Below are 20,842 nucleotides of genomic sequence, written 5' to 3'. Positions count from 1 at the left end.
CCGAGTCCTCCTAGGCCCCGAGCGCCGCCGTGAGGTCCTCGGTCGTCGTCACCGGCCGGTCGCACACGAATCCCCGGCACACGTACGCCGCCGCCCGCCCGTCGACGAGCGGACGGTCGGCGAGCAGGGGCACGCCCGGTGCGTCCGGCTCGCCGACGGCGACCACCAGCCCCGGCGACATCGCGCCCCGCGCCACGTCCGCGAGCGCGGCGCGCGCCTCGTCGTCGTGCCCGACGACGGCGACCTGCAGCGGGCCGGCCGCGAGCGCCTCCGCGACGGCGAGCGCCCATCCCGCGAACCGCGGCGCCTGCCGGGCCAGCCCGCCGGCCGCGGCGACCGCCGCCTCGGCGGCAGCGCGGTGCCGGGGCGAACCGGTCAGCGCGGCGTAGGTGCACAGTGCGCCGGCGAGCGAGGACTGCCCCGCGGGCTCGGCCCCGTCGGATGGATCCTTCGGCCGGCTCACGAGGCGCTCGGCGTCATCGGCCACGTCGAAGAAGCCCCCGGCACCGTCGCCGAACCGAGCCAGCGCGACGTCGAGCAGGTCGCCGGCGGCCTCGAGCCACCGCGCCTCGCCCGTCGCCTGGTGCAGCGCGAGGAGGCCTTCGGCGAGATCGCCGTGGTCGGCCGCGACGCCGGGCGCGGCCCCGACGACGCCCTCGCGCGACGCCCGCCGCAGCCGCCCGTCGACGACGTGGAGGCGCAGGACCAGCTCGGCGCACTCTCGCGCGGCGGAGACGTAGCCGGGGACGCCGAGCAGGGCGCCCGCCTCGGCGAGGGCGGCGATCGCCAGGCCGTTCCACGCGGTGACGACCTTGTCGTCGCGCGCGGGCTGTAGCCGCGCCGTCCGGGCGTGGGCGAGCCGTGCCCGCACGCCCGTCCACCAGTCCGGGTCGGGATCCTCGGGCAGCTGGAGGGTCGAGGTGCCCTCCTCGAACGTGCCCTCGGGCGTGACGGCCAGGACCTCCGCGGCGCGAGCGCCGTCGTCGGGCCCGAGGACCTCCGCGAGCTGCTCGGGAGTCCAGACGTAGGTGAGGCCCTCGACGCCGTCGGTGTCGGCGTCGAGCGCGGAGGCGAACCCACCCTCGGGCGTGCGCAGGTCCGCCAGGAGGAAGCCGGCGGTCTCCCGGGCGACGCGTGCGGCGAGCGCCGAGCCGGTGGCTCGGTACAGGTGCAGGTAGACGCGCAGGAGCTGGGCATTGTCGTACAGCATCTTCTCGAAGTGCGGCACGACCCAGGCGGCGTCCACCGCGTAGCGGGCGAACCCGCCAGCGAGCTGGTCGTAGATGCCGCCGCGGGCCATGGCGTCGCACGCGCGCTCGACGAGGTGCAGCGCCTCGGCGTCGCCCGTGCGGGCGTGGTGGCGCAGGAGGTGCTCGAGCGTCATCGACGGAGGGAACTTGGGCGCGCCGCCGAACCCACCCCGTGCCGGGTCGGCGTAGCGCGCCATGAGCCGCGTGGCACGATCGAGCGCGGTGCCGTCGAGCACCTCGGGGGTCAGCGGCGAAGACCGGCGCGCGACCGCGTCGGTGATCGCGGCACCCTGCTGCACGACGGCATCGCGACGCTGGGTCCAGGCCTCCGTGATCGCGTCGAGCAGCGCGAGGAAGGTCTCGCGGGGGTAGTACGTGCCGCAGTAGAACGGCTCGCCGTCCGGGGTGAGGAAGCAGGTCATGGGCCAGCCGCCCTGCCCCGTGAGCTCGGTCGTCGCGGTCATGTAGACGGCGTCGACGTCGGGACGCTCCTCACGGTCGACCTTCACCGCGACGAAGCCGGCGTTGACTGCCGCGGCGACGCCGGCGTCCTCGAACGACTCGTGCGCCATGACGTGGCACCAGTGGCACGCCGCGTACCCGACGGACAGCAGGACCGGCACGTCGCGCCGCCGGGCCTCGGCGAACGCCGCGTCGCCCCATTCCCACCAGTCGACGGGGTTGGCGGCGTGCTGGAGAAGGTAGGGACTGGTCGCGGTCACCAGACGGTTCGGCATCTCACCAGCCTGACATGCCAGCCAGTGGGAGCGGGGCCATAGTGGCTGGAGGGGAGAACTGCGGACACGGGGACGAGGGCGCGGAAAGGAGCGGCGATGAGCGGCGTCGGGGACCTGCTCACCCACAGCTGCGACGCCGACCGCGGCATCCACCGCCGCCGGCGCGGCAGGGGCTTCACGTACGTGGACCACCGCGGCGCCAGGATCACCGACCCGGAGACGCTCGCGCGGATCCGCTCGCTCGCCATCCCGCCCGCGTGGACCGACGTGTGGATCTGCGTGGACGCCACCGGCCACATCCAGGCCACGGGGCGCGACGCCAAGAAGCGCAAGCAGTACCTGTACCACCGCAAGTGGCGCGAGTTTCGCGACGCCGCCAAGTTCCAGGAGCTGGTGGAGTTCGGGGAGGCGCTGGCGGCGCTGCGCAAGCGCGTCGACGCCGACATGCGCTCACCGCGGCTCAGCCTGGATCGCGTGGTCGCCACCGTCGTCTGGCTGCTCGACGCGACGCTGATCCGCGTCGGCAACGACGAGTACGTGCATTCCGGCGAGTCGTTCGGGCTGACGACGCTGCGAGATCGGCACGCCACGATCGAGGGCGCCGAGCTGCAGTTCCGCTTCCCTGGCAAGTCCGGCAAGCCCCACGATCTCGTGGTCCACGACCGACGGGTCGCGAACATCGTCCGCCGCTGCCGGGAGCTGCCCGGTCAGCAGCTGCTGCAGTACGTGGACGGCGACGAGGTCCGGAGCATCGGCTCGCGCGACGTCAACGCCTACATCGGGTTGGTGACCGGGGCGGACTACACGTCCAAGACGTTCCGGACGTGGGGAGCCAGCACCGTCGCCTTCGGCCATCTGCGCCGCCTCGACCCGGCAAACGGGCGTGAGCACGACGCGCAGCGCGCCGAGGCCGTCCGGATCGCCGCCGCCCAGCTCCACAACACCCCGGCGGTGTGCCGCAAGAGCTACATCCACCCCGCGATCCTCGCCGACGACCGCGACGAGCTCGACCGCCTGATCGAGCGGTCGCGCGCCAACGCCGCCCGCGCGTCCCGCTGGATGGATGCCGACGAGCGCGCCCTCCTGAAGTTCCTGACCGCCGCAGAGCGGGCGGACCGTAGCCTCGCCGCGTGAGCACCGAGCGCCCGGTCAGTGGCCTGAGGCGTGCTGCTGGGCTGCCCGGGCTCGACCGCGGGAGCCGTCGACGCCCCGTGCGCCGTTGGACTTTCCCGCGTCCCACGCGCGCGCGATACCGAGGCGCCGCAGGTGGTCACCGGTCACGGTGACCCCATCGGGCCCTATCCAGTGTTCGGGACCGAAGCGTTCATCGGTCGCCGCGTCCCAGCGCCGCATGAAGGGCGTGCCGTTGTCGGCGATGACGACCGACCCGTAGGTGGCCGGCAGCGGCTCGGCGGGCAGATGGATGAGGGTGTAGATCTCTGCGAGGTCAGACGGGCCGACGGAGGACACGCTGTACCAGTTGCCGTCCACGTCCCGCTGAACCGCGTATCCGCTGGCGTCGAGTGCGACGCTGAGGTGGGGCAGGTCGGCGTCGAGGAGCTCCTGGCTGGTCTGGTAGACCGTGCCGACCTGGGCTGCCTGGGTCATCGCGGGATCTCCTTGAGGTCGACGGCGGGGACCCACCTATCAAAGCGGATTTGTCATGATTTCGTTGGTCTAACTGATCCCACCTCAGGTTCGGCGTGCCCGCCACGTCGATCGCCCAGACCTTGCTCACGAGCAGGAGCACGCGAAGGACCCTGTGTGGCGCCGGTAAGAGGGTCCACCTAGGCTGGCTGAACCACACGAACGTCACGCGTCGGCGGCGGGGCCCGAAAGGCTCCTCCAATGCGCGGTGGCGATTGGGCCGACCCTCGACCGCACATCGCCATCGCGATCCGCACGGCGTGCTGGACGGCGACAAAGGCGGTCCCCGATGCACAACGTCGTAGCTCGGTAGAGCCCGATGGCATCCCCGGCTGAGGTGCGGAGCGCAGCCCCCGCGAAGTGGGCCTTGCTGCCCCTCGCGCTCGCGCAGTTCATCTGTTCCTTCGCCGGTTCGAACATGAACGTGATGCTCACCGACATGAGCAGGGACCTCGGTACGACAGTTCAGGGCATCCAGATCTCGATCACGCTGTTCCTGCTGGTGATGGCAGCGCTGATGATCCCCTTCGGCAAGCTGACCGTTCAGCTCGGGAGGAAGACGTGCTTCGTCCTCGGGCTCTCGGTCTACGGGGCCGGGGCGGTCATCAGTGCGTTGTCACCGAATATCGGCGTGCTCATCCTGGGCAACTCGGTGCTGGAAGGGGCGGGAACCGCCCTGCTCATCCCTCCGGTCTACATTCTGGTCACCATGTACTGGACCGGTCTCGCCGAGCGGGTTCGCGCGTTCGGGATCGTCAGCGCCGCCGGAGGGATCGGCGCCGCGACAGGCCCCCTGATCGGCGGATGGATCACCTCGACCGTCGGCTGGCGGGCCGCGTTCGGATTCCAGGTGCTCATCATCGTCATCATCCTGATCTTCGCGATGCGCCTGAAGGATCCGCTCGCGCGCGAACCGGACCGGCCCTTCGACATCGTCGGTGCCGTGTTGTCCGCCCTCGGGCTGATCGTGTTCGTGGTCGGCATCCTCGCTGCTGACAACGACCTGTTCCTGTCGGTAGGGCTGATGGCGGCGGGCGCCGGCGTGATCGCGATGTTCTTCGGCTGGGTGCGTCGCCTGGAGCGTCGCGGGCGAGAGCCGTTGCTCTCGACGGGGTTGTTCCGCAATCGGCTCTCCAACCTGGGCCTGGTGACGCAGAACCTCCAGTGGCTGCTGCTGATGGGGATATCCATGCTCGTGGCGAGCCATCTGCAGGTGGTCCGCGAATACGATGCGATCGAGACCGGGGTCATCTTCAGCGCCGCCACGCTCGGCATCCTGCTGTCGTCCTTGGCCGCCAGCTCGCTCGTGCGCCGGTTCACACAGCGCTCGCTTATCGTGGCCGGTTTCCTGATCACCGGCGTCGGCCTGCTCCTGCTGCTCATCGTGGCGGCCGTCCCGGGCGCTTGGGCGTTCGCACCCGGCCTGCTGGCGATCGGTCTGGGAATCGGCTTGATGCTCACCCCGAGCGTCAACGTGGTGCAGTCGGCCTTCCCGGAAGAGCTTCAGGGGGAGATCTCCGGGCTCTCGCGCAGCGTCTCCAACCTCGGCTCGAGCTTTGGCACCGCGATCGTCGGAACGCTCCTCGTGCTGTCCGTGACCGGACCGGCCGACGGGTACGTGCTGGCGATGGTGCCCCTGATCGCGGTCGCGATCGCAGGAATGATCGTCGCCAGCTTCCTGCCGGGGCGCACAACGATCTCAGCGCGGACTGAGGCATCCGCGAAGCAGCCATGAGCGTCACACTCCGCGGACCGGAGTGTGGGAATCGAGGACCACCATGATGAACAGCCAACCCGCGATCGCCGACCACGGCTTGATCGGTGACCTGCAGACGTCGGCGCTGGTCGCGACGGACGGCACGATCGACTGGTTCTGCAGCCCTCGCTTCGACTCGCCGAGTATTTTCGGCTCGCTGCTGGATCGCGAGCGCGGCGGACACTTCAGCGCGCATCCCCACGACGACACTTTCGAGACGAAACAGCTCTACTTTCCCGACACCGCGATCCTCATCACCCGCTTCCTGACGGAACAAGGTGTGGGCGAGGTGATCGACTTCATGCCGGCGACCTCCGACACGCCGAGCGAGCACCACCGACTCCTGCGGGTGGTGCGCTGCGTGCGCGGGACGATCCAGTTCGACATCGAGATCGCTCCGCGCTTCGAGTACGGTCGGCAGGCACATCGGTTGACGACCACCGACGACGGTGCAACCTATACAGCGGGCGACACCACCCTGACGCTCAGTGTCATCCGAAACCCCGACGACGACCGGCTAGCGCGGCTCAAGCCGACGGACGAGGGCGACCTGCGCCTCTCGCTGCGCCTCGTGGAGGGCCAGATGCGCGGCGTCGTCCTCCAGACGGGCGGCGACACGCCTCCGAAGGCCATGCCCGTCGCCGAGGCCCAGCGCCTCTTCGACGGCACCGTGGAGTTCTGGCAGGACTGGGTCGGGCAGTCCACGTACACCGGCCGATGGCGTGAGGAGCTCCAGCGGTCGGCGATCACGCTCAAGCTGTTGACCTACGCACCGTCGGGCGGCCTCGTCGCGGCACCGACGGCGGGCCTTCCTGAACAGATCGGAGGCGAGCGCAACTGGGACTACCGCTTCACGTGGGTGCGCGATGCCTCGTTCTCGGTCAACACGCTGGTGCGCATGGGTTTCTACGACGAGGCAGCGGCGTTCGGGCAATGGCTCCGCGCCCGCGTGGCCGAACCGACGGGCAGCGACACCGGCCCGTTGAACATCATGTACCGGGTCGACGGGGACCCGCACCTGTCGGAGGAGACCCTCGAGGACTGGGAAGGGTATCGCGGCTCCTACCCGGTGCGGATCGGCAACGGGGCCGCCGGACAGCTGCAGCTCGACATCTACGGGGAGGCGATGGAGGCGATCTGGAACGCCGACCGCGCCGGCGTCGAGGTCGGACAGCCCGGCTGGCTGGCCATCTGCAGACTGCTCGACTGGCTGGCCGACAACTGGGACCAGCCGGAGGAGGGAATCTGGGAGACCCGAGGGGGACGCAAGAACTTCACGTACGGGCGCCTGATGTGCTGGGTCGCGTTCGACCGCGCCATCCGGCTCGCTACAGTGCGCGGGCGGCCGGCCCCCCTGGACCGCTGGATCGCGGAGCGCGATGCGATCTACGACCAGATCATGGCCAAAGGGTGGAGCGCCGAGCGCCGAGCGTTCGTCCAGCAGTACGGAGAGCCCGTGCTCGACGCCTCACTGCTGAAGATGGCGCAGGTGGGTTTCGTGTCGCCGCACGACCCGATGTGGACGGACACCCTGACGGCAATGGAAGAGCTCGTGTCCGACAGCCTCGTCTACCGGTACGACCCGAGCGCATCGCCCGACGGACTTCGGGGTTCTGAGGGGACCTTCTCGCTCTGCACCTTCCTGTACGTCGATGCGCTCGCGCGCGCCGATCGGCTCGACGAGGCTCGCGTGACGTTCGAGAAGATGCTGACCTACGCCAACCACCTCGGCCTGTTCTCGGAGGAGATCGCGCTGACCGGCGAGCAGATCGGCAACTTCCCGCAGGCGTTCACGCACCTGGCGCTGATCGACGCCGCCATCACGCTCAACGATCGCCTCGACGCGGCGTCGGCCCGGCGTCGACGGCGGCGCTAGGTCGAGCTCGAGCTCGCCCGCTGCCCCGCCGGCGCGTCCGACGCGGACGCGCCGGTGTTGCGGAGGAACAGGATGACCCAGCTGAAGATGAGCACAGCAGCGACCAGCTCGACCGCGGTGAGGTTGTAGTACCCGGTGAAGAAGAAGATCGCCAGGGCCACGATGACGCCGACGTAGACGTAGCCGAGCAGGATGAAAACCCGGGGCATCGATGGAAGCAGCCATCGAAGGCTGACGACCATCGCGATGTACACGATCGCCATTCCGCAGGCCGCAGCGGTGTGTGCCGCGAAGAACTCGTCGACGGGAAGGATCCCCACGCAGGCGAGGAACACGCCGATGAGCACGAGTGCGAGGCGGACGAGATTACGTCCCCGCCGCTCCGCGCCGGTCGCGTGCGGGAGGAACGCTGTGGCGTAACGGGCGATCGTCGTCACCATGACGCCGGCGATGATGAGCGTCAGGTTGAATGCCAGCGCGGAGATGTCGTCGCTGATCCCGAGAGTGCTGAGGTTCTTCTGCCACCAGAGCGGATCGGTGGCGCTGAGCATGCTGGCGAGGGCCCCGACGGCCAGGAACAGCGCCAGGACGAGCGACAGCATCATGGGGGAGAGGTTCACCGCCGAGAGGTAGACCATGTACGCGGTGACGGCCAGGGCGACACCGGCGAGGATTCCGGCGGAGAGCGAGTACAGGCTCGCCCCGATGAAGCTCTTGCTCAGGACGGATGCGAGCCCGGCCCACCCGAGCAACGCGATGACCCCGTGCGCCAAGGACACGGCCGCGATATCGAACCAGTGCAGGTGCGGTCGCGTTCCGCCTCCGGCCGGCACATCCCTGGCCTGGGCACGCCTCAGTGCACCTCCGAGCAGGAACGCGGCAATCGCGATGAGCCCTCCGCCTATTGCCACGAAATCGCCCACGGAGCCCCGGCCGGAGATCGGCGCATCGCGACCCCAGAACACGAAGAGCCCCACGACAGCTCCCAGGACGAACGCGCCGGCGCCCACGATGAGGGCAGAGGACTCCCGGGATTCCATGTTGGTGGCCATGATCGGTCCTTCCATGGGTAGGACCGATGCTACGCCGACCGGAGGTCCTAGGTCCTGGTGCGGTAGATCCGCATGGCGATAGGGCCCAGCACCGCCGTCAGGATGACGGACGCGATCAGGACCCAGACGATCTCACCGGTGTCCGGGCTGCCCGCCATCAGGCCGCGCACGGCGGTGACGAGGTGGCTCACCGGGTTGATCTCCACGAACGCGCGCAGGCCCGATGGCATGGTGGCCGGGTCCACGAAGACGTTCGAGGCGAACGTGAGTGGCATGAGCACCAGCATCGACACCCCCATCACGGCGTTGGGCGAGCGCACCAGCAGCCCGAGGATGATGAATGTCCAGCTCAGCGCGAAGGCGAACACCAGAAGGAGCAGCACGCCGAGCAGGACGCCCAGGAAACCGCCGTCGGGCCGGAACCCCAGCAGGAGTCCCAGCGTGATGGTGATGACCGAGGCGGTCGTGTAGCGCACGGTGTCGCCCAGCAGCGCGCCCACGATGGGCGACGGCCGCCAGATGGGCAGGGAGCGGAACCTGTCGAACACGCCCTTGGAGATGTCGGTGTTGAGGGTGTAGCCCGTGTAGATCGTGACGAACAGGATGGTCTGCACCAGGATGCCGGGCAGCAGGAACTGGATGTACGCCTGCGTGGAGCCGGCCAGCGCCCCGCCGAACAGATACGTGAACATCAGCGTGAAGATGATGGGGGAGACCAGCACGTCGAACAGCTGCTCAGGGACGTGCTTGATCTTCAGCAGCGCGCGCCAGCCGAACGTCAGCGTGGTCGACACGGGCGACGGACGGGAGGGCCGGTCGGTGAGGGCGATGGCATCACGCAGGGTGGTCGTCATCGGGACGCCTCCGTCCTCTCACGAGGGCCCGGCTTCGCGGGAGCCCTCTCCGCGCCCTCCTCCTCGTCGGGGGGCAGGGGCTGGCCCGTGAGGGCGAGGAACACCTCGTCGAGGCTCGGCTGACCCAGGCTGAACTCGGGCACGCTGATCCCGGCCGCGACCAGGGCGGGCAGGAGGCCGGGCACGGCGTCGGCACCGTCGTCGGGCACGCGGGCGGCGATGGCGTGCGGGTCGGAGTCAAAGGTCACCTCGGCGCCGAGCACGCGCTCGGTGATCTCGGCCGCCCGGGCGCGGTCGGCCACCTCGGCGACGCGCAGGTGCACGGCCCCCTCGCCGACAGACCGCTTGAGCTCGCTCGGGGTCCCCTCGGCGATGGTCCGCCCGTGGTCGACGACGGCGATGCGGTCCGCGAGCTGGTCCGCCTCGTCGAGGTACTGGGTGGTGAGCAGCACGGTGGCGCCGTCGTCCACGAGCACGCGGATGATGTCCCACACCTGGTTGCGGCTGCGCGGGTCCAGGCCGGTGGTCGGCTCGTCCAGGAACAGCACGCGCGGCGCGAGCACCAGCGAGGCGGCGAGGTCGATGCGCCGGTGCATGCCGCCGGAGTAGGTCTTGACCTGCCGGGACCCGGCGTCGGCCAGGTCGAACGCCTCCAGCAGGCCCTGGACGCGCCGCCGTGCGGCGGCGGGCGCGAACCCGTACAGCCGGGCGAGCATGATCAGGTTCTCGGTACCGGTCAGGTCCTCGTCCACGGAGGCGTACTGCCCGGTGAGGCCGACGGCGGAGCGCACGGCGTCGGCGTCGTGCACGACGTCGTGCCCCAGCACGCTGGCGGTGCCGGCGTCGGGCCGCAGCAGGGTGGCGAGCATGCGGACCACCGTGGTCTTGCCCGCACCATTGGGGCCGAGCAGGCCGAAGACGCTGCCCTCGGCGATAGAGAGGTCGATGCCGTCGACCGCCTTGGTGACGGACTTTCGGGTGGTGAAGTGCTTGACGAGGCCTCGTGCCTCGACGGCGAGCGAGTCGGACATGTGATCCCTCCTGCATGCCACTGTCGCACCGCAGGACCCAACCCTCAATCCGTTTCGGCCGGGGAAGTCGGTGTCAGAGGTGGAGCACTCCCTCGGCGGCGACGACCCCTGTGCCGGTGATCGTGACGAGGGGTCCGTCGACGCTGAGGCCGATCCGGCTGGGGCGGCCGAGCTTGCGGCCCTGCTCGATGATGATCCGTGCATGGTCGTGAACGAGTCCGTCGCGGACCAGCACGGCGGCGAGCGGACCGGCGGCCGTGCCTGTCGCAGGGTCCTCGACGATACCCACGGTCGGGTTGAAGAACCGCGCGTAGGCGCTGACACCTGCAACAGGGTCGAGGTCGACGGTGTAGAGGTAGCAGCCTTCGGCACCGGCGTCGGCCAGCAGCTTCCGTAGTCCAGCGGTGTCCGGTTGGGCGGCGTCGACCGCCTCGATGTTCCGCACGGGCACGAGCAGGTGCTCCGCGCCGGTGGAGGCCACCTCGGCCAGGCGGTCGCCGGCGAGGTCCTCGACGTCGAGACCGAGGACCGCGGCCAGCGCCACCCGGTCTTCTACGCGCCCCAGGAACCGTGGAGCGGACTGCTCCATCGACACCTCGACGCCGGACTCAGATCGCCCGGACACACGTACCTGCAGCAGCTCGTCCCCGATCTGCTGAACGAACGTGTCCCGGCCCGGGTCCAGGCGGCCGGACCGGGCCAGCCAGATCCACGCGCCCATCGCGTTGTGCCCCGCGCCGAAGACCTCCACGCCCGCAGGGGTGAAGGAGCGGAGCCGGTGATCGGCGCCGGGCCGGTCAGGACGGACCAGGAACGTCGTCTCGGACTGGTTGAACTCCCGTGCGATCGCTCGCATCGTCTCGTCCGGGAGCGCGTCGGCGTCGGGAACGAGAGCGAGCGGATTTCCCGCCAGTGCTGTGGTTGCGAATGCGTCTACCCAGAAGAACGGCACGTCCACGAGTCGGCTCCTTGTTGTTCATCGACGACGAGGGGTCCCATGTTAGGGACCGCGCCCCCACCGCTCTCGCTCAGGGGAAATCTGCGTCGGGGCAGGTCACAGGACCAAACCACTTGCGCGTTTCACCCCGGCCGGTGCCGCGAAGATGTTAGCGTTCGGCCAGTCGGCGCCGGCGTGGTGCCCCACCCCTCGGAGGTCGTCTTGATCCGGATCGATGCTGAAATTCCCGGGATTGACGCCTTCCTCGAGGAGGGCGGCGACCCGGTCAGCGGTGACCCATTTGAGGGCGGGCTGCTCTGGTCGGGCTTTGACGCCCTGTTCACCATCGTCCCGATTCTCATCGTCGGTGGTTTCGTCCTGATGGTCATCCTCGCCGTCGTCAACGCCCGGCGCCTCAAGCGCAAGGGCATCAATCCGCTGGCGACAGAGGCGGAGATCATGGCCGACGCCATGCGCGGCTCCTCGGCACAACGGCCCGGTGCGCAGCCGGCGGTGGCCCCAGCGAAGACGCTCGAGGCGCGTCTGGAGGAGATCGAGCACCTGCACGCGGCGGGCAAGATCACTGCGGCCGAGCGTGACGCCGCGCGGGCCTCGGTGCTTGGCACCCTCTGACGACCGTAGGACGGCGCGCTACGAGCGCGCGCCACGGCATTGTCGAGGCTGTACGCGAGCCCGACGATCGAAAGAGTAAGAACGACAACGACGATGATCCTGGCGCGCCACGAGACCCCGTTGGGCGTCGGCTTGGGATAGTTGTGCTCCCAGATCCACGTCGCCTTGGGGGAACCGGGACCGATGAGGACACAACAACCCCTATGTCGGGAAAGCCGAACTAAACATGACTTGTCATCCGCGCAAGCAAGGCAATTCTTGGGTGTAGCTCGAGCTGCTCTGCACCCTCGGAGTGGAATCCGCCCCGAACCGGCCGATGAATCCGGCCGAAGTCAGTTAACTTTGGCTCCCTGACAGGTGCACCGTCCCAATTTTGCCACCGGTCGCGGACCTGACCCGGTCAGTGTGAGGGTTCGAGGGTGGCCCTCGACGGGACGATCGTGATCGGCCGGGTTCGTAACCCGGGTGACGGCGTCGTTCGTTAGCCTCGAGGGCTCACCCGAACAGTGCGAAGAGGGGGAGAAGCGATGAGCGAATTTCGTGCGTGGTTGCTGAACCGGTGTGGGAACGCTGCGGTTCAGGCTGCCGGGCTGTTCGCTCTTTCGGGTGTGCTCGCGCTGATGGCCGTTCCGACCAGCCCTGGTCGGGAAACGTTGCTCGTAGTGATCGCCGTGGCGGACCTGGCCACGGCGGGCCTGACTCTCGCCTGTCCGTGGGCATCATGGCCGGCTGAGCGGACGGCGGTCCTGGCTTGGCCGGCATTCACGTTGATCGGTGTGTCCACGTGGGCGTTCGGCGGGTTCGCGGCGGGCACGGGGCCGTTCTTCGTGCTCTTCTTCGCCTGGCTGGGCCTGCATCATCGCCTGAAGGTCATCATGTGGTGCGCCCCCCTGGGGGCCGTGGCCTACGCGGTGCCCCTGGTGCTCTCGGGCGCGGATGCGCGCCTGATCGGCTCCACGGTGATCCTGATGCCGATCGCGGTCGGCGTCGCAGTGGTCATCTCCACCCGAGTGCACGCGCTGGCCCGCACCCAGGAACGCCTGGCCTTCCAAGCGACCCACGACCCGTTGACCGACCTGCCCAACCGCGCTCAGGCGATGCGAACACTGCACGCGGCCCTGAGCCGTGCACAGCGCAGCGGGGACCTGATCGCCGTGATGTTCATTGACCTCGACGCGTTCAAGACCGTCAACGACACCCACGGCCACCAGGCCGGTGACAAGGTCCTGCGCACGGTCGCCGACCGGCTGCGAGCCAACAGCCGTGCCGGAGACGTCGCCGCCCGGCTTGGCGGCGACGAGTTCGTCGTCGTTCTCGAACCCGTCGACCGCGAGACCTCAGCCGTAGCGGTTGCCCAACGGATCATCGAAGCGGTCTCCCTACCGATCGATGTCGGGGATGGCAACGAGGTGCGCGTCGGCGCCAGCGTGGGGATCACCTTCAACCTGGACGCTTCCACCGATGCCGACGCCGTGCTGAACGAGGCCGACCAGGCCGTCTACCGCGCCAAGAACAGCGGCCGCGGCCACGTCGTCGTCTACGGCAAGACACCTGGGTCGACCCGAGTTATCGAGCCGGTGCCGGACGCCGCACCTACCAGCGACAGGACGGCCACGACGGGGCAAGGGGCCGAGGACGACGAGTCGCCGCCGCCTCCCGCCTCGACGCGAGTGGAGCCCGCCGACCTGTTCGACGTGGGCACGCAGGCCCCACCGGACGGCACCGTGGAGGTCTACCTGCCCGCGCCCCTGACCGTGTCCCTCGCACGCGAAGCGATGGCAAAATCCACCGACTCCCGCCGCGGCTTCCTCCTCGAGTGGCTGACCAACCTCCACGTCGACGCCGTCGACGTGGCGGTCAGGTGGCTGCAGCGCGAGGCCGGCCACGTGGAGGTGGAACACGGGGTCAACGACCCGGCGCGACTGTCGATCACCCGGGTTGCGCACAGCCAGATCCCCGGGCACGACTTCTCCCAGCTGCATGCGCACCTGTACATCGGTCCCGTCGGGACCTCTCTCGAGGACGGGCAGACATACCCCGTGGACCGGTCCCGCCTCGAGGGCGCCCTGGACTCGCTGTACGCCGAGTACCGCCGCGCGCTGGAGCTCACCACGGCCGCCTTGGGCTTCAAGTGGGGCCCGGTACCGGGCCACGACCCGGCGCACCGCGAGATCATCGCCCCGCCGTTCGCGAAGCATCTGAGTGACGACCTGAGGGCCGACTGTCCGCCGGCCTACCCCGGCGTCAGGAGGCTCGACGCAGAGGCCCGGGCTCGCCGACCCGACGTCGACTGACTCAACCAGGCTGGCGCCGATACCCTGGTGGTATGCGCCAGGCGACACAGCGGCTCGCCGCGGTCGACGAGGCGAACCTTGTGCTCGACCACGCCGGCCAGGTCAACGTCTTCCTCGTCGCCGGCCTCCTGGTCCCGGGCGGGTTGATCGGTCCCGACGGCACGCCTGACGTCGCGACGCTGCGCTCCGCGCTCGCCAAGCGAATCGCCGAGCTGCCACCGCTCCGCAAAGTCCCCGTCGCCACCGGTCGTCGGCACCGCTGGGACGAGACGTCGCCGGACCTCGAACACCACATCCGGCTCGTCGCGTCCGTCGATGGCCTCGCGGGCCTCGAACGGCTGTGCGGAGAGCTGATGGGGGTGCCACTACGGCTCGACCGTCCGCTCTGGGAGATCTTGGTCGTGCCCGGTGCGAGTCCCGGACAGATCGGGGTCGTGCTCCGCATCCACCACGCGGTTGCGGATGGAATGGCCGCGGTTGCGATCGCGCAGCAGCTGTTCGATTCCGCGGAACCTGGACTGACCTCGGCGTGGGCGCCTGCGGTCCCACAGTCCCGGCCGGGCGCCGAATCAAGACCACGACGCGACTTGCGGCGCGTTCTCCGGAGGCTCGGCTACGCTCTGCGCCGCATCCGGATGGTGCTCGCCGGTCGTGAGGTGGGGTCCACGGTGCTGCTCGGCGAGATCAGTCCGCGCCGCGGCGTCGCCTTCGTGGACGTGGACCTCGCAGCGCTCGAGGCGCGTGTGCGACCGTTGGGTGCCACCGTCAATGACGCGCTGCTCGCGTCCGTCGCTTCGGGCTACCGAGCGGCGCTGCCAGCAGCCGGTGAGCAGGTTCCTGCACGACTGCCCGTCTCCGTGCCGGTCGCGCTGCAGCGGCGTGGCACATCGGGCAACCAGGTCGGGGTCATGCTCGTGCGGCTGCCGCTCGACGTGCCGGCGCCCGACGAGCGCCTTCGGCTGATCGCGGAGCAGACCCGAGCGGAGAAGGTACAGGCGCGGGAGCAGGGGACACTCGAGTTCATGCGCGGCCCGGTCGGGGCGCGCATCATGGATCGCATCGGGCAGCGGCAGCACGTTGTCGGCGGGTTCGTCACCAACGTGCCGGGTCCGGCGGGAGCGCTGCGCCTCGCTGGCGCTCCCGTGGTCGCGATCTGGCCGGTTGCGGTGCTCGCCGCGAACGTCCGGCTGGGCGTCGCGGCGGTCTCGTATGCCGGCCGGCTCTCGTGCGGCGTCCACTTCGACGCGGCGAACGTGCCCGGTGCCGCCTTTGTGCGCGCCATGAGCGAGGAACTGACGCGCCTCAGTGCGTAACCGGTCTCCTGACCTCCGCGGTGGAAGGAGACGACGTCGCCGGCGTCGACGAGTTGCATCAGGTCGGCGCCTGGAGAGGCGTTGACCTATGGCTGGGTGGCTCTCACACCAGCGAGGCCAATCCCGAGACGGACGCGACGTGCAACTTCTTCGTGCGCCACTCGCTGCCGTCGTACTCCGACGCGCCGCTCTCGAACAGCAGGTAGACCTTTCCCTGGTAGACAGCCATCCCCTCGGCCATTGGCGGCGCATGGAAGCACCGGGACCGTGCCTGCGTCTCGAAGTTCGTCGTGTAGTCCCGAGTGGTCACGTAGACGTTCGAGCGGATGCCCCGGCCCCACGACGTCGAGAAGAAGTAGCGGTCCTGCTGCACGACGAGGCCCTGCGTCTTGAGCGGCACCTGTCGCCGGGCCCAGTCGGTGTCCCGCGAGAGCCGGCCGTCCGTGCCGAACTCGTACCGGTACATCCAGTCGCGTGAGGAGGAATTGAACTTCCCGGCGTACAGCCTGCCGTCGTACACGTACATGAAGCTCGCGGCATAGCCGAGGCTCTGCAGAGTGCCGTAGTAGGTCACGTACGGCATCCGGGCGGCGCTGGCAATCCGCTGCGCCACCGCGTTCCGCACTGACGTCTTCGAGTAACGGCGAACCTTCGTGTTGTCCGCGTCCGTGATGTAGATGTAGCTCCCGCGGACCGCGATGCCGCCGGCATGGGTCTCCTTGATCTTGAACCCGCCGACCACGTTTCCGTCCGGCGTCATCGCGTAGACGAGACTGTTGCCCCCGTCAGCGTGGTACATCGCCACCAGGAAGACGTCCGCCGTGCCACCGTTCCAGTCGTGCCACGTCGTCACCGACTGCGGCACGTAGCTCGTCAGGTAGTGGTCGCCGTCTATCCGCCCCGTGAAGTTGTTCTCGTAGGTCGGCGACGCCCATTCGTCGCCGCCGCTCTGGCACGTGATGGCGGACGCCGTCGCGAGGGTCGGTACCACTTCCTGCGGCGCGACGACGGTCGCAGTGGTCGCCATCGCGGCCACACCTGCGACGGCTGCGAGCCTGCCGAGCAACTTCTTCATCGTCCGCCTCCGACGGTCCGGATCCGGGCCGCTGAATGCGACCCGGCTTCCCGGAGCGTTACACAGGTGTCGTCCACGAACGATGGGGAGAACTCCCCGGCCGCACCCATCCGCACAGGAACGGGCCTACAGCGCTGGCCGGTCAGCCGGGCGCGGCAGGTGTGTCACCTGGGCGTCGTCCGGTTGCGCGGGTCGGGGCGCGGGGTGCTCGACCAGGGCGAGGACCCTGGCGGACATGAAGCGGGCCGTTCGAACCGGCGTGCCGCCGCGGGTGACCTCGGTGACCTCGACGATCCCACGGCCCTGCGTCACTTCGACCCGTCGACCGGCACGGGTAGCTTCAACCTCATAGGTTCGGGTCGCTCCACCAGCGTCGATGACGACCTCGACACGATCACCCTTCACTGCGCCTCTCCCTTCGCCGAGCGCTGGACGGTCAGGCGACGAGTGGGCGTCGAAGTCTCGATCGCCCGGCACTTGATACAACCGGAGATCGGCAGTTGGTCTTCCCACCCAGGCCACTGACGGCGCCCTCGCCGGCCCGTCACGACGAGCCAGTGGCGGCGCTCTGTGGCAGCGTGTCGTCATGAAGCCCGCACTGCACCGCAGTCCCGAGAGCGGTCCGCAGACCGTCGGGCCAGCGCGAGCGACCGCGGGTCGTGCGCGCCGCCTCGTACGTGCTGTGCTCGCTGGTGTCGCCACCGGCGTCGCCGTCGTCGTCATCGCCCTCCTCGTGCGCGAGCAGTGGCCGCCGCTCGTCCTGCTCGACGAGCGCGCCGTGACCGCGGGCACGGCGCTCGCCGCGGAGCACCCCGGGCTGCTGCGCACGCTCGTCGTCTGGCAGTGGATCTTCCTCGCGGCGCACGTGGTGTTGCCCGTCGCCGCGTTCTGCTTCATCTACTGGTGGCGCACCCGCAACGCCACGCGCACATGGTGGGCGCTCTCGACAATCCTTGCGGCCTGGGGGCTGTCCAACCTGCTGAAGGAGCTCGTGGGACGCGCGCGACCGGTGCTGGACCAGCCGGTGGAGAGCGCGGGCGGCTTCTCGTTCCCGTCGGGGCACGCCGCGAACACGGCGGCGATGACCACGGCGCTGGTGGTGCTCGTGTGGCCGTCGCTCAGATCGCGGGCCCTGCGGGTCGCTGCGGTGGCGGGGGCGGCGGTGCTTACGGTCGCCACGGCGGTCGACCGGGTCATGCTCGGCGTCCACTACCCCTCCGACGTGGTGGCCGGGATCCTCTTCGGGGTCGGTTTCGTGCTGGCGTCGTACCTCACCTACCGGCACTGGTCGACGCCGCCCCGCGAGCCGGATAGGGCGTCCTGATGGTCGACCTCGAGCGGTGGACGGACGACATGTCGGCACCCGAGGGGCGCGAGGCGCGGCGCGACCTCGGCCTGCGTGTCGGTGTCCCGGCAGCGGTGTGGTGGGTGCTCGTCGTGGGGCTCGGGCTCCTGCACGTCGGCCCGCTGGCCGGGCTCAGAGAGCGGGAGACCGCGGTCAGCGAATGGTTCGTCGAGCAGCGCACGGCGACCCTCGACACCCTCACGGAGGTGTGGGGGGTGATGGGGAACACCGAGACGATCATCGGGATCTGCCTCGTCGTGTCCGCCGTCGTCCTGTGGCGTACCAGGCAGTGGTGGTACGCGGTGGTCCCGGCGATCGCGGTCGCCGTCCAGGCGGGGGTCTTCATGCTGGCGGCGCTCGTCGTGGGCGGCGAACGCCCCGACGTGGAGCAGCTCGACCCGGCACCACCGACCTCGAGCTTCCCGAGCGGCCACTCGGGCGCCTCGACCGCGCTCTACGTCTCGCTGGCGCTGATGGCCCAGCGGATCGGGCACGCGTGGCTGCGCGTGAGCGTGACCGTCGTGCTGCTCGTGCTGCCCCTGCTCGTCGTATACGCCCGGCTGTACCGGGGGATGCACCATGTGAGCGACGTCGTCGTCGGGGTGCTCAACGGCCTCGTGTGCGTCGTGCTCGGGTGGTACTGGCTGCGGCGGACGCCCGGTGGCGTCGAGGAGAGCGGCGCCGACGACGACGGCGTCGAGAGGGTGCCGGGTGGGCTACAGGAGTAGCCGCCGATGTGCGCTGCGGCCCGATTTTCTTGCTGGTCCCGGCTCATCCAGATCGTCAACGCTGCCACTGGCGAGAAGGAGCTGGCCGTGGCCCGGTCAGACGACGGGCAGCCCGTTGAGCGCCTTCACGTAGAGCGCGTCGAGCTTTGGGCCGATCAAGACAAGTGTCGCGACGATCGCCATCGCAATGATGCCGGCGAGCAAGGCGTACTCGACAGCGGTCGCACCCCGGTCCTTCTTGTGGCCGTCGGAGCGATCCATGAGGACATGGAGCGTGGTCATGAGGACAGCAGCAGCACGAGACATCATGGCGGGTCCCTGGCGGTCGGTGCTCCAAGGCTGGAGCGGTAGTGGTAGCTGCAATCTGCAACCAAGAACGACAGTATGGCAAACATGCGCGTAGCGCAAACGTCACACGCGCGCATGTTTGCGCGTTACGCAGATCTGGCTGTCCGGCCACCGACGCCAGGCCGGGACCACCGGTGCCTCGCCATGAGGGTCACCGACAGCACCGTGATCACGATGGAGATCACAGCGCTCACGATCCGGGCGAAGCCTGACGACTCAGGGCCGAGGGCGATCGTGTAGAGAAACGCCTGGGCTGTAAGGCTCAGGACTGGGACCTGCCAGACGAGGCTGTCCTGCTGGAGGCGTCGAGCGGTGACGGTCGCATAGATAAGGCGCCGCTCATCGGGATCGATTGCTGGTTCGTCGGACACCTGGTTGAACTTAGCGGCCTCAATGGCATCACCGATCGGATCGAGCGGGTGAATCTACGCTGCTGCAAGGCGGCTTGCCCCCTGCATGCATAGACCAGGGCCGCCTACGAAATCCGCTCAGCGCCGGCACCAGGTGGCGAGCTCCTCGCTCCGTCGCCAGCCTTGGTCCATGACCAACGCATCGCGCCCCGTAGCCGTCGTCACCGGGTCCGAGTCAGGTATCGGGCGAGCCACCGTCGTAGCACTCGCCCAGGACGGCTTCGACGTCGGCTTGTGCTGGTATGCCGACGAGTCGAAGGCACAGGCCACCGCCCGCGAGGCCGCCGAGCACGGTGTCCGCACCGAGCTCCGCCGACTGGACGTGACGGACGTGCCGGCGATCCCGACCGTCGTCGACGACCTTGCCGACACGTTCGGCCGCCTCGACGTCCTGGCCAACGTGGCCGGAATCGGCTCGTCGACACTGCTCCTCGACGTCGACTACCCGCAGTGGCGCTCCGTCATCGCGACCGACCTCGACGGGCCGTTCCTCCTCCTGCAGGCCGCCGCCCGGCACATGATCGCCGGCGGCCGCGGCGGGCGGATCGTCAACGTGACGAGCGTGCACGAGCACCAGCCGCGCGTCGGCGCCGGCCCCTACTGCGCGGCCAAGGCGGGCCTGGGGTTGCTCACCCAGGTCGCGGCGCTCGAGCTCGGCGAGCACGGCATCACCGTGAACTCCGTAGCCCCCGGCGAGATCACGACCGCGATGACCGGCCAGGAGGACGAGAGCCCCGAGGGCAAGCACCGCCCCGGGATCCCGCTCGGCAGGCCGGGCGACGCGCGCGAGATCGCGGCGATCATCGCGTTCCTGTGCAGCCCGAAGGCGGCGTACGTGACCGGGGCGTCGTGGGTCGCAGACGGCGGAATGCTGCGCATGGGTCCCATGGCCGGGTCGCACCTGACGAGCGACGACTGGCGCAGGCCCTGAGTCGGCTCCACGTGGTGCGCCCCGCCCGCTCGCGGAATGCTCCGCAGCATCCGCGCCGACATGAGCCACGCGACCGGCTGCACGGGTTCCACCACGAGGGCCGACCACCATCGCGTGTACGCCAGGGCCGCGCCGAGCGTGGCTACGGCTCGCGTGGTGGGCTGGCCTTCGAGCCACCCGAGACCTTGACGGCGCGATCGGCCAATGCCGGCGACGGCTTGGAGTGCCGAGGTAAGCGCCGGGGCCGGGCGCACGTCAGCCCGCCACGGGAGCGGCCGATGCCATGACCGGCAGGTTCACGCTTCCCGGCGAGCAGGCGGTGGACGAACCCATTCTGGGTCGGCGTGTAATTCGACGTCGCCCCCGCTTGCGGGTCTGGAACGTCGCCTCTTGACGGACGGCGTTGTTAGCGCTCACAATCGGGTCAAGCCTGGCGATTCCTGTCTTACCGGGCAGGCTTGCTTCGTCGGAGCTTGGAACAGGCTGCCTGCCGCATCGGAGATGTTAGCGCTCACATCGTCGTGCGCGGGCATGCGTCGCGGTGCGCCCCTCTTCGGGGGAACTGTTCGGCTCTTGATCAAGGAGGATCATGTCTGCCCTTTCTAGTTCTCAATCGATTTCCAGT

The 20,842-nt window shown here is 69.4% G+C and carries 18 protein-coding genes; 9 read left to right on the top strand and 9 right to left on the bottom strand.

Features of this window, described 5'->3' with window-relative positions:
* Nucleotides 1-10: 10 nt before the first annotated feature.
* On the bottom strand, nucleotides 11-1,987 hold the full coding sequence (locus IE250_RS00205) for a thioredoxin domain-containing protein (protein ID WP_189667287.1): 1,977 nt from the start codon (nucleotides 1,985-1,987) through the stop codon (nucleotides 11-13).
* Nucleotides 1,988-2,083: 96 nt separating this feature from the next.
* Between IE250_RS00205 and IE250_RS00200 the strand changes: the two genes are divergently transcribed.
* A complete protein-coding gene (locus IE250_RS00200; RefSeq protein WP_189667286.1) occupies nucleotides 2,084-3,121 on the top strand; it encodes a DNA topoisomerase IB in 1,038 nt (345 codons plus the stop codon).
* A 15-nt stretch (nucleotides 3,122-3,136) separates the two neighbouring features.
* On the opposite strand, the gene IE250_RS00195 is transcribed toward IE250_RS00200, so the two are convergent.
* Nucleotides 3,137-3,595: a hypothetical protein gene (locus IE250_RS00195; RefSeq protein WP_189667285.1), complete on the bottom strand. Its 459-nt coding sequence runs from the start codon at nucleotides 3,593-3,595 to the stop codon at nucleotides 3,137-3,139.
* A 406-nt stretch (nucleotides 3,596-4,001) separates the two neighbouring features.
* On the opposite strand from IE250_RS00195, the gene IE250_RS00190 reads away from it, so the two are divergent.
* Both IE250_RS00190 and IE250_RS00185 read left to right on the top strand, forming a co-directional pair.
* Nucleotides 4,002-5,369, top strand: a complete 1,368-nt coding sequence (locus IE250_RS00190) for an MFS transporter (RefSeq protein WP_229872012.1) — start codon at nucleotides 4,002-4,004, stop codon at nucleotides 5,367-5,369.
* Between the two features lie 46 nt (nucleotides 5,370-5,415).
* Nucleotides 5,416-7,266, top strand: coding sequence for a glycoside hydrolase family 15 protein (locus IE250_RS00185; protein ID WP_189667283.1), 1,851 nt, complete (start codon nucleotides 5,416-5,418; stop codon nucleotides 7,264-7,266).
* Here IE250_RS00185 and IE250_RS00180 read toward each other — a convergent pair.
* From IE250_RS00180 to IE250_RS00165, 4 genes are all read right to left on the bottom strand, one after another.
* Nucleotides 7,263-8,318, bottom strand: a complete 1,056-nt coding sequence (locus tag IE250_RS00180; protein ID WP_229872011.1) for a hypothetical protein — start codon at nucleotides 8,316-8,318, stop codon at nucleotides 7,263-7,265. The genes IE250_RS00185 and IE250_RS00180 overlap by 4 nt on opposite strands.
* A 47-nt stretch (nucleotides 8,319-8,365) precedes the next feature.
* Nucleotides 8,366-9,172, bottom strand: coding sequence for an ABC transporter permease (locus tag IE250_RS00175; protein WP_189667281.1), 807 nt, complete (start codon nucleotides 9,170-9,172; stop codon nucleotides 8,366-8,368).
* On the bottom strand, nucleotides 9,169-10,203 hold the full coding sequence (locus IE250_RS00170) for an ATP-binding cassette domain-containing protein (RefSeq protein ID WP_229872010.1): 1,035 nt from the start codon (nucleotides 10,201-10,203) through the stop codon (nucleotides 9,169-9,171). The genes IE250_RS00175 and IE250_RS00170 overlap by 4 nt, the downstream gene beginning before the upstream one ends.
* A gap of 73 nt (nucleotides 10,204-10,276) precedes the next feature.
* Nucleotides 10,277-11,161 (bottom strand): PhzF family phenazine biosynthesis protein, encoded by an 885-nt coding sequence (locus IE250_RS00165; protein ID WP_189667280.1) that lies wholly within the window; start codon nucleotides 11,159-11,161, stop codon nucleotides 10,277-10,279.
* A gap of 201 nt (nucleotides 11,162-11,362) precedes the next feature.
* Here IE250_RS00165 and IE250_RS00160 point away from each other — a divergent pair, with 201 nt between their 5' ends.
* The 3 genes from IE250_RS00160 (at nucleotide 11,363) to IE250_RS00150 (ending at nucleotide 15,380) form a co-directional block, all read left to right on the top strand.
* Complete coding sequence (locus tag IE250_RS00160) at nucleotides 11,363-11,773, top strand: hypothetical protein (protein WP_189667279.1); 411 nt, start codon at nucleotides 11,363-11,365, stop codon at nucleotides 11,771-11,773.
* 776 nt (nucleotides 11,774-12,549) lie between these two features.
* Nucleotides 12,550-14,067: a GGDEF domain-containing protein gene (locus IE250_RS00155; protein WP_189667278.1), complete on the top strand. Its 1,518-nt coding sequence runs from the start codon at nucleotides 12,550-12,552 to the stop codon at nucleotides 14,065-14,067.
* Between the two features lie 32 nt (nucleotides 14,068-14,099).
* Nucleotides 14,100-15,380 carry a wax ester/triacylglycerol synthase domain-containing protein gene (locus IE250_RS00150; protein ID WP_229872009.1) on the top strand — a complete coding sequence of 427 codons (1,281 nt, stop codon included), beginning with the start codon at nucleotides 14,100-14,102 and terminating at the stop codon, nucleotides 15,378-15,380.
* Between the two features lie 103 nt (nucleotides 15,381-15,483).
* On the opposite strand, the gene IE250_RS00145 is transcribed toward IE250_RS00150, so the two are convergent.
* Entirely contained in the window at nucleotides 15,484-16,455 is a 972-nt protein-coding gene (locus IE250_RS00145; RefSeq protein WP_189667277.1) for an NHL repeat-containing protein, read from the bottom strand.
* 126 nt (nucleotides 16,456-16,581) lie between these two features.
* Nucleotides 16,582-17,043, bottom strand: coding sequence for a DUF8836 family protein (locus IE250_RS25130; protein WP_505909242.1), 462 nt, complete (start codon nucleotides 17,041-17,043; stop codon nucleotides 16,582-16,584).
* Here IE250_RS25130 and IE250_RS00135 point away from each other — a divergent pair.
* Nucleotides 17,042-17,779: a phosphatase PAP2 family protein gene (locus tag IE250_RS00135; protein WP_189667275.1), complete on the top strand. Its 738-nt coding sequence runs from the start codon at nucleotides 17,042-17,044 to the stop codon at nucleotides 17,777-17,779. The genes IE250_RS25130 and IE250_RS00135 overlap by 2 nt on opposite strands.
* The gene (locus tag IE250_RS00130; protein ID WP_189667274.1) at nucleotides 17,779-18,528 is read left to right on the top strand and encodes a phosphatase PAP2 family protein; all 750 of its coding nucleotides are present in this window, start codon (nucleotides 17,779-17,781) and stop codon (nucleotides 18,526-18,528) included. Before IE250_RS00135 ends, IE250_RS00130 begins: the two co-directional genes overlap by 1 nt.
* 96 nt (nucleotides 18,529-18,624) lie before the next feature.
* On the opposite strand, the gene IE250_RS00125 is transcribed toward IE250_RS00130, so the two are convergent.
* Nucleotides 18,625-18,810: a Flp family type IVb pilin gene (locus tag IE250_RS00125; protein WP_189667273.1), complete on the bottom strand. Its 186-nt coding sequence runs from the start codon at nucleotides 18,808-18,810 to the stop codon at nucleotides 18,625-18,627.
* Between the two features lie 606 nt (nucleotides 18,811-19,416).
* On the opposite strand from IE250_RS00125, the gene IE250_RS00120 reads away from it, so the two are divergent.
* On the top strand, nucleotides 19,417-20,217 hold the full coding sequence (locus IE250_RS00120) for an SDR family oxidoreductase (RefSeq protein ID WP_189667272.1): 801 nt from the start codon (nucleotides 19,417-19,419) through the stop codon (nucleotides 20,215-20,217).
* Nucleotides 20,218-20,842: the final 625 nt, after the last annotated feature.

This window comes from Promicromonospora soli (assembly GCF_014653785.1).
Taxonomy (GTDB): Bacteria; Actinomycetota; Actinomycetes; order Actinomycetales; family Cellulomonadaceae; genus Promicromonospora; species Promicromonospora soli.
This window is presented reverse-complemented; position numbering and strand designations above follow the sequence as displayed.